This is a genomic window from Kitasatospora paranensis (assembly GCF_039544005.1).
In the GTDB taxonomy this organism is placed as follows: Bacteria; Actinomycetota; Actinomycetes; order Streptomycetales; family Streptomycetaceae; genus Kitasatospora; species Kitasatospora paranensis.
In genome coordinates, this window is record NZ_BAABKV010000001.1 from 1,500,508 (window position 1) to 1,514,027 (window position 13,520).

The 13,520-nt window shown below is 71.6% G+C and carries 14 protein-coding genes and 3 pseudogenes; 8 read left to right on the forward strand and 9 right to left on the reverse strand.

The genetic code is table 11. The features are described 5' to 3' along the window. Positions 1 to 51 precede the first annotated feature (51 nt). Positions 52 to 486: an Hsp20/alpha crystallin family protein gene (locus tag ABEB13_RS07560; RefSeq protein ID WP_345704828.1), complete on the reverse strand. Its 435-nt coding sequence runs from the start codon at positions 484 to 486 to the stop codon at positions 52 to 54. Between the two features lie 109 nt (positions 487 to 595). On the opposite strand from ABEB13_RS07560, the pseudogene ABEB13_RS07565 reads away from it, so the two are divergent. Further along, positions 596 to 1,281 (forward strand): annotated as a pseudogene (locus ABEB13_RS07565) (type III effector protein). Then, positions 1,256 to 1,654: a hypothetical protein gene (locus ABEB13_RS07570; protein WP_345704829.1), complete on the forward strand. Its 399-nt coding sequence runs from the start codon at positions 1,256 to 1,258 to the stop codon at positions 1,652 to 1,654. Before ABEB13_RS07565 ends, ABEB13_RS07570 begins: the two are co-directional and overlap by 26 nt. Positions 1,655 to 1,730: 76 nt before the next feature. Here the strand turns inward: ABEB13_RS07570 and ABEB13_RS07575 are convergent, their stop codons facing one another. The 4 genes from ABEB13_RS07575 to ABEB13_RS07590 form a co-directional block, all read right to left on the reverse strand. Then, entirely contained in the window at positions 1,731 to 2,147 is a 417-nt protein-coding gene (locus tag ABEB13_RS07575) for an STAS domain-containing protein (protein ID WP_345704830.1), read from the reverse strand. Positions 2,148 to 2,280: 133 nt separating this feature from the next. Beyond that, on the reverse strand, positions 2,281 to 2,604 hold the full coding sequence (locus ABEB13_RS07580; protein WP_380233228.1) for a MerR family transcriptional regulator: 324 nt from the start codon (positions 2,602 to 2,604) through the stop codon (positions 2,281 to 2,283). 1,273 nt (positions 2,605 to 3,877) lie between these two features. Continuing rightward, positions 3,878 to 5,008: an AI-2E family transporter gene (locus tag ABEB13_RS07585; protein WP_345704831.1), complete on the reverse strand. Its 1,131-nt coding sequence runs from the start codon at positions 5,006 to 5,008 to the stop codon at positions 3,878 to 3,880. Positions 5,009 to 5,268: 260 nt separating this feature from the next. Next, a complete protein-coding gene (locus ABEB13_RS07590) occupies positions 5,269 to 5,439 on the reverse strand; it encodes a hydrophobic protein (RefSeq protein WP_345703941.1) in 171 nt (56 codons plus the stop codon). A 127-nt stretch (positions 5,440 to 5,566) separates the two neighbouring features. Between ABEB13_RS07590 and ABEB13_RS07595 the strand changes: the two genes are divergently transcribed. Together ABEB13_RS07595 and gad are read left to right on the forward strand one after the other, a co-directional pair. Continuing rightward, positions 5,567 to 5,740, forward strand: a complete 174-nt coding sequence (locus ABEB13_RS07595; protein WP_345709502.1) for a CsbD family protein — start codon at positions 5,567 to 5,569, stop codon at positions 5,738 to 5,740. Between the two features lie 279 nt (positions 5,741 to 6,019). Then, positions 6,020 to 7,336: a glutamate decarboxylase gene (gene gad, locus ABEB13_RS07600; RefSeq protein ID WP_425559956.1), complete on the forward strand. Its 1,317-nt coding sequence runs from the start codon at positions 6,020 to 6,022 to the stop codon at positions 7,334 to 7,336. A 532-nt stretch (positions 7,337 to 7,868) separates the two neighbouring features. On the opposite strand, the gene ABEB13_RS07605 is transcribed toward gad, so the two are convergent. From ABEB13_RS07605 to ABEB13_RS07615, 3 genes are all read right to left on the reverse strand, one after another. Further along, positions 7,869 to 8,480 (reverse strand): TetR/AcrR family transcriptional regulator, encoded by a 612-nt coding sequence (locus tag ABEB13_RS07605; RefSeq protein ID WP_345704832.1) that lies wholly within the window; start codon positions 8,478 to 8,480, stop codon positions 7,869 to 7,871. Between the two features lie 61 nt (positions 8,481 to 8,541). Continuing rightward, positions 8,542 to 9,258, reverse strand: coding sequence for an ABC transporter ATP-binding protein (locus tag ABEB13_RS07610; protein ID WP_345704833.1), 717 nt, complete (start codon positions 9,256 to 9,258; stop codon positions 8,542 to 8,544). Further along, entirely contained in the window at positions 9,255 to 10,382 is a 1,128-nt protein-coding gene (locus tag ABEB13_RS07615) for an ABC transporter permease (RefSeq protein ID WP_345704834.1), read from the reverse strand. Before ABEB13_RS07615 ends, ABEB13_RS07610 begins: the two co-directional genes overlap by 4 nt. A 383-nt stretch (positions 10,383 to 10,765) precedes the next feature. On the opposite strand from ABEB13_RS07615, the pseudogene ABEB13_RS07620 reads away from it, so the two are divergent. Further along, positions 10,766 to 10,843, forward strand: a pseudogene (locus tag ABEB13_RS07620) (transposase); the annotation flags it as partial. On the opposite strand, the pseudogene ABEB13_RS07625 reads toward ABEB13_RS07620, so the two are convergent. Then, positions 10,841 to 11,065: pseudogene (locus ABEB13_RS07625) on the reverse strand (IS630 family transposase); the annotation flags it as partial. The pseudogenes ABEB13_RS07620 and ABEB13_RS07625 sit on opposite strands and share 3 nt — an antisense overlap. A 241-nt stretch (positions 11,066 to 11,306) precedes the next feature. Here ABEB13_RS07625 and ABEB13_RS07630 point away from each other — a divergent pair. The 3 genes from ABEB13_RS07630 to ABEB13_RS07640 are packed head-to-tail and all read left to right on the forward strand — an operon-like array spanning position 11,307 to position 13,396. Beyond that, positions 11,307 to 11,993, forward strand: coding sequence for a response regulator transcription factor (locus ABEB13_RS07630; RefSeq protein WP_345704835.1), 687 nt, complete (start codon positions 11,307 to 11,309; stop codon positions 11,991 to 11,993). Positions 11,994 to 11,999: 6 nt separating this feature from the next. Next, positions 12,000 to 12,710, forward strand: a complete 711-nt coding sequence (locus ABEB13_RS07635; RefSeq protein WP_345704836.1) for a hypothetical protein — start codon at positions 12,000 to 12,002, stop codon at positions 12,708 to 12,710. Next, complete coding sequence (locus tag ABEB13_RS07640) at positions 12,596 to 13,396, forward strand: sensor histidine kinase (protein ID WP_345709586.1); 801 nt, start codon at positions 12,596 to 12,598, stop codon at positions 13,394 to 13,396. Before ABEB13_RS07635 ends, ABEB13_RS07640 begins: the two co-directional genes overlap by 115 nt. The last annotated feature ends 124 nt before the right edge of the window (positions 13,397 to 13,520 follow it).

Below are 13,520 nucleotides of genomic sequence, written 5' to 3' on the forward strand. Positions count from 1 at the left end.
CGCACCGCTCCTCGGGGGATGAGGAGCGGTGCGGAACGGCATCGGGACGGGTCAGCCTCGGATCTGCTTGCGGTCGCCGCTGTGGCTGATCGCGATCTTGCGGGGCTTGGCCTTCTCCGCGACCGGGATCTTCAGGGTGAGCACGCCGGCGTCGTAGTCGGCGCTGATCCCGGCCGGGTCGAGGGTGTCGGAGAGCATGACCTGGCGGGAGAACACACCGAGCGGCCTCTCTGAGAGCTCCCACTTCACGTCCTCGCCCTCGCGGCGGGGCCGGCGCTCGGCCTTGACGGTCAGCATGTTCCGCTCGACGTCGATGTCGATCGCCTCCGGATCCACACCCGGCAGATCGAAGCAGATCACGTACTCGTCACCGGCACGGTAGGCGTCCAACGGCATCGGGGTCGGACGCGACCAGGTGCCGGTCGTGTTGAGGAACTGCTGCGTCAGGCGGTCCAGCTCGCGGAACGGGTCGGTGCGCATCAGCATCGCGAAACACCTCCAGGGGAACTCAGGGGGCCAGTGCGCTTCACCTGAAACCTTTCTATCGCGTCATCCATCCGATGACAAGTCCGGACGTCGCCTATAGAGTGACTTCATGAGCCAGAAGCACCGCACACCCTCCGTGGACCCTCCCGCGCCCGTCGAGCCCGCTTCCTTCGCCGCCGCCGCCGCGGCTCTGGCCGCCATAGACGACGCCGTCCGCACCGCCCGGACCCGCGCGCCCCAGCCGGCCCCCGAAGAACAGGAAGGCCCAGCGCCCGCCCTGGCCGCCGTCCTGCTCCTGCGCGAACTGCGCACCGAACTCGCCGGCTGGGAAGCGGGCCTCGTGGAGAACGCCCGCGACGCCGGCGCCACCTGGGCCGACCTCGCCCACCCGATGGGCGTCGCCAGCCGCCAGGCCGCCGAGAACCGCTACCTACGTCTCAAACCCGCCCGCGGCACCCCCGCCCGGCCGCCACCGGCGCCGGACGTGTCAAGGCCGTCCGCGACCGCCGCGCAGCGCAGCGCACCGTCACCACCTGGGCCCGCGACAACGCCGCCGAACTGCGCGTCCTCGCCGCCCAGCTCGCCGGCCTCGCCGACCTCGCGCCCGCGGCCGACGCCGCCAGGGCCGCCCTCACCACCGCCTTGGGCGCCGACGACGCCGCCGGCCTCGTGGCACCTCTGGCCGCCATGCGAGCCCACCTCGCAGCCGACCATGCCCACCTCGCCTCCCGCCTCGACGACCTCACCCACCACACCGACCGGCTCCGCCATGACAGCAACCAACGACGCGCCTGACCACCACGGCGAAAACGCGGAGGACCGCTGGCAGCACATTCAGCACCGGATCGCGGACCTCGAACAGCGGATCCGCACGACCAGCGCCACCGCCATCGCCGCCCTCGACACCCGCCTGGCCCGCCTCGACGCCATCCGTCAAAGCCTCGCCCAGGACCCCTGGCCCCCACCGGCCACTCCCGGCAAACCCCCGGCCGTCCCAGCACGACAACCCGCGCAGGCCACCGCAGCCCATGGCAGACGCCCCGCACACCCCGCCGACCACCGCTCCTTCCGCCCCGGCGCCGCCGACCCACAGCAGTCCCGGGCCGTCCCGGCCACCCCTGCGGGCAGCCCGAAACAAGCGGCTCGTGCCGGCCGCGCAGCGGCGTGAAGGGCAGGCCCACCGGCCGAGACAGAAGACACGGCCAGGCACCGAGTCCACCCCGGCGCAGCGGACGCGGTGTCGGTCAGGCCGGTCGCTCGGCGTCGGCCCCCGGTCGAACTGCGAGGCTCGGCGGGCAGCCGCCGGAACTCACCTGCAGCACCCGCCCCACTCCGGTGCGGCGCAACAGTGCCGCCACCTGTCCGGTCGGGGACACCAGCTGGAGCACGGCGGCCGCCTCGCGGGAGCGCAGGTGGGCGCGGATGACGGCGTTGAGGCCGCCGGAGTCGCAGAACTCCACCCCGGAGATGTCGAGCACCAGCGCGCCCGCCGCAGCGACCCCATCCAGCACGTCGGTTACCGCCACGTCCAGCAGCGGGCCCGTGACCTGATCCAGTTCACCCGCCGCTTCCAGCACCGGAGCGCCCTGTCCCGGCCGCGGCAGGACACGGAACGACGGCGGATCGACCTGCCCGGCCACGGTCATCGGTACGTCCCCCACCGCCACGGTGTCCGTGGCCTCCGATACACCCGCGCTTCGGGTGCACCCGGCGGTCGGCGTGCGGGGCGGATCCATACCGTAGCGGTCCGGGCGCCCGGCGTGGCCCGCTCCGCGACACCGGTCCGGGCGGGGGTCAGGTCTCGGTCGGGGGCACCGACCGGTCGGCGGAGTCGCGCGGTTCCTCATTGCGGCCCCAGGCGGCCTCGATGGGCGTGCCCTGGTCGACGAGGTCCCGAGCGCGCATCGCGATCCGCAGCTGGTAGCGGGAGAAGCGGCGGTGACCGCCGTCCGAGCGCAGCGGGGTGATGAGGCCCTGGTCGCCGAGGGCGCGCAGGAAGCCGGCGGTGCTGCCGGTCATCTCGGCGGCACGGCCCATCGTGCAGGCGGGGTAGTCGTGGTCGTCAGAGGAATCGGAGCCGGATTCTGGGGTGCGGGGTCGGACGGTGGTCGCGGTCACTGCACCTCTTTCACATGCGGTTCGGATGTTCGTGCTGGTTGGTAACGCGCGGAGGGGCCCCGGCGCCATTACGGCTCCGGGGCCCCGAAGGGATACATCACCATCTGCCGGCCCTGGGCCGGCTTCCTTGTGTGCGCACGGCCCCAAGGGATGGGGCGTGCGGGGATCGCGTATGCGTGACCGGAAACCACCGTCCTTCGCACTCTGGGGGTCTGCGGTGTCCGCCCGGAAAGCACTCCTCACGGGCCGGGCGATCCTGATGGCGCTCTGTCCCTCCGTCCCTCTGTCGGCACTCTCCGACCTGGTACTGCCAACTGCTTGCACTGCCCCGGCGGCCCGCAAGGCCACCCGGTCCGACAGCCGGCCCCTCCCCCGTCACCTGCCCGGGCTCCGGAACCCACCGGCGAACCTCCCAGCACGCGCGCCCGCAGCCCGGCGCCTTCACTGGGATACCGCAACCTGCCACTGCTGGTACAGCACCTTCGCCCGCCGAACTGCAACTGCGGGTCCCACTCGGTGGCAGCCCCTGATACCTGCGGGCCACCGGGCCCGGCCGCCGATCCCGTCGCCGTACTGCACCATCTCTGGCTTCAGAACCCCGCAACCGTGCCGACCTGCGAACCTCTCGCACAACTCCCGGCAGTTCGTGTCTGCCGGGCACCTCTCGACTGCTGGCTACGAGAGAAACCATAGCCACGCCGGAAGGCAATGTCTACTCTGGCCGTAACAGATTTTCCCGCACCCGGAGGGACGGTATTCTTCACCCGCGCAAGGACGGGAAGCAGGGGCCCGGCCCTGGCCGCGTGAGGTGTAGGCCGCCGCAGCCAGAACGGCACGCGGCGCCTCGCGGCGGCATCGGCAACGAGTATTGAGGAGCAACCGCGCTCGGATACGACGCGTGAGGAACCGTGCGCGGCCCCGGGAGTGTGCTGCGGCTACGGCGGCGTACCGGCGGCGGGTGCAGGAGGTGCATCGGCGGTCGGACCGACGTCCTGGGGGTTGGGCAGCGGCGGTGTTCGAGCTCCGGCCAGCATTCATGCCGCAGGGTGTGCTGTGCGCCATTGGCGTCCTGTCGAAGGCCGGTTCACCACCCCGGCCGCAAACGTGAGCTGGAGTGCCGGAACACTCTGCGAGCCTTCACAGTCGGGTGCCGCCTGCGGGCCCTCAGGCTCTGATCAGCGCCCTGACCGGGCTCAACGCTTCGGCGAAGGAACCGACGCCTCGGCAGGGATGATTCGTCGGGCGGGACGACAGTCCCCTCGGATTCTCGCCTTCAGGTGTTGTCGGTGCGGGGGAAGACGTACTCGTCGAGGACCAGGCCGAGGGCGACCGCGGCCGGCACCGCGACCAAGGCCCCCACAAGGCCCAAGAGCGCGCCGCCCAGCAGAACCGCGACCACCGTGACGATCGGGTGCACGTCCACCGCGAACTTCATCGCCCTGGGCATGATCAGGTAGTCCTCGAGGAGCCGGAAGGCGATGTAGAAGCCGGCAGTGGCAAGGGCGACCGGCAGCGATATCGACAGCGCGACCAGACTGACGACGATTCCTCCGATGGTCGAGCCGACCATCGGGACCAGGTCCATCAGTGCGACGAAGACCCCCAGCGCCCCCGCGTAGGGGACGCCGGTGGCCGCGCACCAGACGAAGGTCGCCAGGCCGGCGACGGCGGAGGTCAGCACGTTGCCCAGCATGTAGCGGCCCGTGCGGCTGAGGATCTCCTCGGTGATCTCCTCCACCCCCGGGCGCCGGCTGCGCGGGACGAAGCGGTAGCAGAACGCCTTGATGGCCGGCAGGGCCGCCATGACGTACAGGGTGACGCTGACGACGATCACCGCGGACGTCACGGTACTGAGCAGCAGCCGGCCCGCGCCGAGCACCCCGCCGAATACCCCGGAGGCCGAACCGCCCGAACCCAGCTGCGCCTTGGCGCGCGCGATCAGGTGGTAGTGGTCCTCGATCCGGCCCAGGGTCGACTGATGGTCGTGCAACTGCTGCAGCCAGCCCGGCACGGCGTCGACCAGCGCATTCACCTCGTCGTCCACCGGCGGGACGACCACCGCCAAGAGGCCGGCCAGCACCACGCCCAGCCCCGTCACCACGACCGTCACCGCCCAGGTGCGGCGCAGACCACGGCGTACCAGCCACGCGACCACAGGCTCCAGACTGACCGCGATGAACACCGCGAGGAGGAGCAGCGTGAGCAGCGATGTGAGCTGGAGGACCGCGTCCACCAGGTGCCACGCCAGCAGTGCGCCCACGCTGAGCGCGAAGCCCACCCGGAACCAGGATCTGACCCGCGGCGCGGTGCGTGCCGTGGTCTGGATCCGGGTCCGCGGTCCGCTGCCTCGGCGTGCCGGTGTCAGGTCGCGGGCGGGGTTGCTCGCGGACGTGTCTGCGTCCATCGCTTCTCCTCGGGCCCTCGGGTGGTGGGCGGTTGCCCCCTCGCCGCTTGCCGTCTGCCCCCTGAGGTGTGCCGCAGTCCCGGTCGAGGAGCGGACCGGTGCCGTGAGGCGGCTGGCTCTGTCCACGAGCACCGTGAGCCAAGGCAGGCGGCAGACCCTATGGGCAGCCCCGGCGGCGGAAGCGGACGTGACGAGGGGCACGCACCGTGTGGTGCGTGCCCCTCGTCCCCGCAGTCCTTCCGGTGTCGCTGGCGGCCCCGCTACCAGCGGTACCAGCGGCCGCGGCTGCCGGAAGCGCCGGTGCCGCGGGCCACGAACCCGAGCAGCCACACCACCAGCACCACGATCGCCACCCACCACAGGGCCTTCAGTGCGAATCCGGCACCGAAGAGGACCAGTGCCAGCAGCAGAACAAGAAGAAGCGGAACCATCTCGACCTCCGTCGTCAGCGTCGTCGGCGATCCGCGTGCCCCGGCCTGCGGCACATATTCGGGGAATCTCGGGCCGGGGCAGGGGCAGGCGATGAGCCAGCACAGCTTCGACGAACCGGAGGCCGACATGAGTGCCAGTGACAAGATCGAGAACGCCGCGGACAAGGCCAAGGGCACGGTCAAGGCAGGCGCCGGCAAGGCGACCGGCAACGAGCGCCTGGAGGCCGAGGGCAAGGCCGACAAGGCCAAGGGCGACCTCAAGCAGGCGGGCGAGCACATCAAGGACGCCTTCAAGGACTGACATACCCGCCTGCCCTGTGGCGGTGAGCCACTCCGGAGTGGCTCACCGCCACAGGGCTGAAGCGGCCCGGCAGACCCGGGTGACATCGCTGCGGCGCCCGGCTGACCGGCACAGCCGTCTGGTCCGGCGCCGCACCCGTCCAGAACACCGTGGAAGGAATCGCACCGTGGGACTCACGCACCCCCGACACCGCCGGCGCCCGCAGACCGAGGGGAGCGCCAACCCCTGTTCGGCCGGGAGCAGCGCACCGTGGCCCGGCATGAGCTCCCGCGCCGCGAGATGGATCCGGACACGGCCTACCAGATCGTCCACGACGAGCTGATGCTCGACGGCAACGCGCGCCTCAACCTGGCCACGTTCGTGTCCACCTGGGCCGAACCCCAGGCCGAGCGGCTCATGGCGGAGTGCGCCGACAAGAACATGATCGACAAGGACGAGTACCCGCAGACCGCAGAACTGGAGGTCCGCTGCACCGCGATGCTGGCCCGGCTGTGGCACGCCCCCGACGCCCACCAGGCGGTGGGCTGCTCGACCACCGGATCCAGCGAGGCCGCCATGCTCGCCGGCCTGGCCCTCAAGCGGCGCTGGCAGCACGCCCGCCGGGCCGCGGGGAAGTCCGCCGAGCGGCCGAACCTGGTCATGGGCGTCAACGTGCAGGTGTGCTGGGAGAAGTTCGCCGCGTACTTCGAGGTCGAAGCCCGCTACGTTCCGATGGACGGCGACCGCTACCACCTCTCCGCCCAAGGCGCGGCAGAGCTGTGCGACGAGAACACGATCGGCGTCATCGCCGTCCTCGGCTCCACCTTCGACGGCAGCTACGAACCGGTCGCTGACATCGCGCAGGCTCTGGATGACCTGCAGCAGTCCTCGGGCTGGGACATCCCCCTCCACGTCGATGCCGCCTCCGGCGGCATGATCGCCCCCTTCCTCGACCCCGACCTCCCCTGGGACTTCCGCCTGCCACGCGTGGCTTCCATCAACACCTCCGGCCACAAGTACGGCCTGGTGATGCCCGGCGTCGGCTGGGCCCTGTGGCGCGACGCCGCGGCGCTGCCCGAGGACCTGATCTTCCACGTCGACTACCTCGGCGGCGACATGCCCACCTTCGCCCTCAACTTCTCCCGCCCCGGCGCCCAAGTCATCGCGCAGTACTACAACTTCCTGCGCCTGGGCTTCGACGGCTACCGCCGCGTCCAGCAGACCTGCCGCGACGTCGCCACCCGCCTGGCCGGCGAAATCGCCAAGCTCGGCCCCTTCGAACTCATCACCGACGGCTCCGAACTCCCCGTCTTCGCCGTACGCCTGCGCGAGGACATCGACAACTTCTCGGTGTTCGACGTCTCCGCCGCCCTGCGCGAGCACGGATGGCTCGTCCCCGCCTACACCTTCCCCGCCAACCGCACCGACCTCGCCGCCCTGCGCATCGTCGTACGCAACGGCTTCGGACACGACCTGGCCGACCTCCTCCTGGACGACCTGCGCCGTGTCCTTCCCCGCCTCCAGACCCAGCAGACACCGCACCGCGACGCCGACAACGCCGGCGGATTCGCCCACGGCGCCGAGACCAAGAACCCGCAGCAGCCCGGCCGCCGCTGACCGAGGACGGGAACCAGGCCCGCGAGGCGCCCGCTGCTCGGGCCGCCAGGTGGCCACCAACGATCTGCGCCAGATCGGGGCCCGTCCTCCCGACGCTCGGCCGAGACCCGGTCGGAGTGGGCGAGCGGCTTCCGGCCCACCGGGACCGCCCGGACGAGACGTCGCCATGGACGCCTTCGCTTCGCCCCGCGCCCTCCCGGGAGTGCCCAGTGGTCGCACCGGAGTCCGGCAAGCAGAGCGCAGCCGTACATCCTCACGTGGCGCCCACCGACTTTCATTGCCTCGGCCTGGCGTCGCGTCACCGCTTGGGGCCGGCAGAAGACCATCACGGAACCACTCCGGGGCCGGCCCTCAGCCGCGCTGGGTACGCCGGAAGTCGTCAAGCGTGAGTTCCTGGGTCAAGACTTGTTGGCCGGATCCCTGCGACTCAGCCGAGTTGACCGGCGGGGCGTAGGCGCCGGCGGAGCCGTGCCGGGCCGCTACGGACGGCCGGGCTGCGGTGGCCGAGAGGCCTTTCGGCGGCACGGGGGCTTCAGTGCCCTTCGCCCGCTGGGGGAACGGTGCTGCCGGTCGGGGTCAGGCAGCGGCGCACGAGTGCGAGAGTGCGTTCCGTGACTGTGTCGAGGGGTGTGCCGTGCTCGACGGCGGCGAGGGCGGTGTGCAGCATTCCGGCGATGAGGTCGGCCGTGAGCGCGGGCTCGGGAGCGCCGAGCTCCCGGACGGCGGCGCGGAACGGTTCGACCTGTTCCAGATGGAGTTCCATCAGCCGCTGCTGGCAGGCCGGGGGAAGGCCGGCGTTCATGAGGGCGGCGGCGGGCCGGTGTGCGCCTTCGGCGCCGAGGCGGAGACTCTCCCTGAAGAACGCCTCGACGCGTTCCAGCGGGCCGTCCGCGGTGGCCATGGCGCGGGTGAGTGCCTCGTTGGAGCGCCGGAAGGCCTCTTCCGTGATGGTGGTCAGGAGGGCTGCCGAGGAGTCGAAGTACTGGTAGACGCTGGAGCGGGCCAGGCCCGCGAGGGCGCCGACCGCCGCCGGTGTGACTGCGGTGGCGCCCTCGTTCACCAGGATGTCGATCGCCGCCTCGATCAGCGCCTCGCGTTGCTGGGCGCGGTGCTCGGCGACAGTGGAGGCGTTGATCTTCGGCATGTGGGGCGGGCTCCTGGGTGGCGGACGGGGCCGGGAGCGACGTTCGGGTCTGCGGCGCCGGTCAGGACAGGCGGCCGTCGACCATCTCGTGCACCCGGTCGGCAGCGTCCATTATCGCCGTGTCGTGCGTGACCATGACCGTGGCCGTTCCGCGTTCATGGGTCTGCTCGGCGATCAGCCGTACCGCCTCGGCGGAGCGGACCCGGTCCAGCGCCGAGGTGGGTTCGTCCACGAGCAGGACGGCGGGGGAGGTCATCAGGGCCCGGGCCAGGCCGGCGCGCTGGCGCTCTCCTCCGGACAGCTGGTGCGGGCGGGAGGCGGTGCGATGGGTGAGTCCGACCGCCTGGATGAGTTCGTCGGCCCGGGCGCGGGCCGTGGCGTCGAGGCGTCCGTCGATGTGCAGGGGCAGCAGGAGCTGCTCCAGGACGGTGAGGGAGGCCAGCAGGTTCGACTGCTGGAAGACGAAGCCGATGTGGCGGCGCCGGGCAGCGGTGCGCTGCTTGTCCGACAGGGCGGTCAGCTCGGCGCCGGCGATCCGGACGGTGCCGGCGGTGGGGCGCTGGAGGCCGCCGGCGACGGCGAGGAGGCTGGACTTGCCGGATCCGGAGGGGCCGACGACAGCGACGAACTCGCCGGGGGCGACACACAGGCCGACGTGGTCGAGGGCGGTGACGGCGGCATCGCCGTCCCCCAGGGTGAGGGTGACGTCGTCCAGTCGCAGTCCGCCGGATCCCGCGGCGTCCGGGGCGGCCTGATGGTCGGTGGCGGATGCGGTCATCGGGTGGCTCCCAGAGCGGTCAGGGGGTCGACGGCGGTGATGCGGCGGACGGCGACGACGGCGCCCACGGTCCCGAGGGCGACCAGGAGGCCGGAGGAGGTGGCGATGGCCGGGGCGGACAGGGAGAAGGGGGCCTTGCCGATCATTGCGCTGCCCAGGGCCAGGCCGACGGCGGTGCCGGCGACCGTGGCGCCCACGAGCACGGCGACGACCTGGGCGAGCGCGTCGCGCAGGATGTATCCGGTGGGGGCGCCGAGCGCCTTCAGCAGAGCGATCTCGGCCCTGCGCTGCACCGTCCAGACGGTGAAGAACGCGCCGACGACCAGCGCGGAGATGACGTACAGGAAGCCCTTGATCAACGCCATGGTGCTCGACTCGGCCTCATAGCCGGGGGACGCGTCGAAGGTGGCCTCCTTGGTCTCGGCGCGGGTCGCGGTCGCCTTCTCCACAGCGGCGACGTCGGCGCCCGGCTTCAGGGTCAGGGCGACGGCTGTGGCCTGCCGGGCCGCGGCCTCGGGCAGGTCCCCCGGCAGGCCGTAGTTCAGGCGCCGCCACGTGTCGAGGTCGGCGTAGACGACGCCGATGTGGCCATAGGAGACGGTCCCGTCGACCAGGCCCACGACCTTCAGCCGCACCTCGCTCCTGTCCGCGGTCAGGACATCCCCGACCCGCACGCCCAGATCGGCGACCTCCCGGGTGATCACGATGCCCGCACCTCCCTCCTTCAGGCCCTCGCCCTCGGTGGGGGTCGGGGCCAGGGAGGAGTCCGGTGCCATGCCGAAGACGGCGAGGTTGACCTGCTCGCCCTTCCTGGCGCCCTCGGTCACCTGGGCATTGGCCAGGGTGTTCCCGAACGGCTCCGCCCGCTCCACCCCCGGGGCCCTGGACCACGCCTGCCAGTCCTCCTCCTCCACGGTCGAGCGGGAGAACTGCTCGCTGGTCGCCTTCTCGTCGAAGGCCATATGGGTCACGGGCAGCGCGCGCAGACCGGATATGCCGGCGTCCGCCAGACCGGAGGCAAGCCCGGACAGCAGGACGCCGAGCACGGCGATGAGCGCGACCACCGCGCCCATCAGGGCGAAGCGACCGCGGGCGAAGCGCAGATCGCGTAGGGCGAGGAACACGGAATTCTCCGAGGGATGAAGGTACGAGGGCACGACGACCGAGCACGCCAGCTCTTTACTCAAAGTTGACGACTCATGTGTCGGCATCCTATCGGATGTTATCGACATGCCTGTCGGCATGTTGGCCCGAGTCGGAAACGCGGCCGCCCGAGAAGCGCTCACCTCCCACAGCACGCCGGAACGGCCGGTCAGGTCGATCCGGGTCGGCCCCGAGCAGGAATCGCCCCTCAGGGAGTGAGCGTGAAACCGCGTTCCAGCGGTCAGGACCGCCGATCCGAGGGCTTCGTCGATGCTCCGTACTGTGCGGGCCAGCAGGGGACGAGAGAACTGACAGAGTCTTCGTGGTAGCCGCAGAGGATATTGAGCAATGCTTCGGCCCAGCCCGGTGGGCCGAACGTGGCGGCAAGCACAGGGACCCCGACCGCGAACCCCGACGGCGGCGCCGTGCGACATACACCCGACCGCCAGATGATGTAGCGGCGGATCATGCTGCCCTGCGCCTGGTGGCTGGGGTGGTCGGTGCCGTCGAGTGCGAAGTAGCGCAGGGCCGTGAACTGAGCCTCGATCCGGTTGAGCCATGAGCTGTTGGTCGGGGTGTAGGCGATCTCCACGTTGTTCGTCGCGGCCCAGGTCCCGACCCGCTGGCACCGCCTCGTGGTCAGGTGCGGTGAGTAGTTTTCGCAGATGCACGCCAGGATCAACAGGGCGAACGTTGCGTGATGCGGCACCAGCGGTCTTACTTCGAGCCAGTCATAGAATCGTCGCCCCGTGAGACGTACTGGGTTGTCCGATTCTGAGAGCCGGTGGGCCGCTCCTGTGCCTGCCGAGCCCTCGGGCCACGCCCCCGACGGACGTCCCGTCGTGGCGGCGGGGCGCGGCGGAATCGAACCATGGCCGTGTGCGGGCAGCCTCTACGCTGGGACCATGCACGAGACGGACGCGATTACCTCGGCAGTACGGGTCCTGGTGGTCGAGGACGATGCGGGGATCGCCCGTTCCCTGGTGCGTGGCCTCGGCCGGGCCGGCTACTCGGCGCGGAGTGTCGGAACGGGGCACGCCGCTCTCTGCGTCGACCCGCTGCCCGACGTGGTCCTGCTCGACCTGGGCCTGCCCGACCTGGACGGGGTCGAGGTCTGCCGCCGGCTGCGCAGGCGGTGCGATGCGGCGATCATCGTGGTGACCGCGCGCGGCGAGGAGGGCGACCGGGTTTCGGCCCTGGACGAGGGTGCGGACGACTATCTCGTCAAGCCGTTCGGGCTGGCCGAACTGCTCGCCCGGATCCGGGCGGTGCTCCGTCGCACGCGCCCCGTCGAACCGGAGCTGCTCCGGCACGGCGTGCTCACCGTGGATCCTCGGACCCGCAAGGTGAGCGTCGAGGGGAACGAAATCGCTCTCACACCGAAGGAGTTCGACATCCTGGAGTGCCTGGCGGTCGACCCGGGCCGGGTGGTGTCCCGGCAGGAGATCCTGGAACGGGCCTGGGACGAGCACTGGTACGGCCCCACCAAGGTGCTCGATGTCCACATGGCCGCCCTGCGCCGCAAGCTCGGCGTGCCCGGGCTGGTGGAAACGGTATACGGCCGGGGCTTCCGGCTCGGCGAGCCGGGCTGACCGGCGATGACCCGTCGGATCGCACTGACCGTCCTGGCCCTGGTCACCGTTCTCCTGGTGCTCGCCGTCGTTCCACTGGGCGTGCTGCTGACCCAGCGGGAGGAGACCTCCTTCCGCAGCACGGCGGAGGCCTCCGCAGGGACTCTCGCCTCCGCCGCCGAGGAGCACCTCTCCGACCACAAGCCCGACACCGACATGCGGGAGCTGCTCGACGAGACACAGGACGAGGGCGGCTGCGCGGCGGTCTTCGACGCGGCCGGACAGGTGGTCGCGCGCACCTCCTGCTCCACCGCCACGGACGACGGGACCCGGAGCCTGGTGGCCGCCGCCCTCGCCCACCCGCACACCACCGCACACCGGTCCGGCGACACCCTGACGGTGGCGACACCGATCGGCGACAGCGCCGACAAGGTCGGGGTGGCCGTCCTGGTGAAGTCGGCCGACCCGCTGGACGACCGGATCGCGGTGGTCTGGGGCTGGCTCGCGCTCATCGGTGTCGTGGGGCTCGTCCTGGGCACCGTCGTGTCCGTACGACTGGCCCGATGGGTGGGCCGCCCCTCCAGTCCGTCGACGCCGCAGCCAGGCGCCTGGGCGAGGGCGCGCTGGACGTCAGGGCCCCGGCCGACTCCGGGCCGGAGGAGGTACGCCGGCTCGCGGCCACCTTCAACACCATGGCCGCACGGACCGAGGCCCTGGTGCACGGCCACCGGGCGGTGACCGCGGACGTCTCCCACCAGCTCCGGACCCCGCTGACCGCGCTGCGGCTGCGCCTCGACCTGCTGGCGGCCGACGCCGAGGGCGAGGACGCGGTCGAACTGGCCGGCGCTCAGGAGGAGATCGCACGCCTGTCCCGGCTGGTGGACGGCCTGCTGGCGGCCGCACGGGCGGAGAACGCGGTGCCCAGGCCCGTCCCCGTGCGGCTGGACGACGTGGTCGCGGAGCGGATCGCGGCTTGGGACCCGGTGGCCGCCGAACGACGGGTGGAACTGAGCTCGCACTGCCCGGGGCGGCCCACCGTGTTCGTCGGTGCGGGCGACCTGGAGCAGCTCCTCGACAACCTGCTGGCCAACGCGCTGGACGCCGTACCCGGGGGCGGCCGCATCCGGGTGGAGGCCGCCCCCGCGGCCGCCGCCTTCGGACCCGGCACGGAGTTGCGGGTCATCGACGACGGACCGGGGATGAGCCCCGAGGCGCGGGCGACCGCGTTCCGGCGGTTCGGCAACCCGGAGGCCCGCGGCACGGGACTCGGGCTGGCCATCGTGCACCGGCTGGCGACCGCCAACGGCGGCACGGCGCGGCTGGAGGACACCGACGGCGGCGGCCTGACCGTCGTCCTGGAGCTGCCCGCGGTGCCGCGCGGGCAGGTGCAGGAGCCCGGCCGGCCACCGCAGCCGACCGGCTGAGCCCTCCTCCGCGCGTTCCCAGCCGTTCCATGGGCGTTCCGCTCTCGCTCCACCTGCCGTGACCAGGTACTTCTCCGGCCTTTACAGGATCCGAAGGATTTCTGAACGGGATCCCGACCGCCTG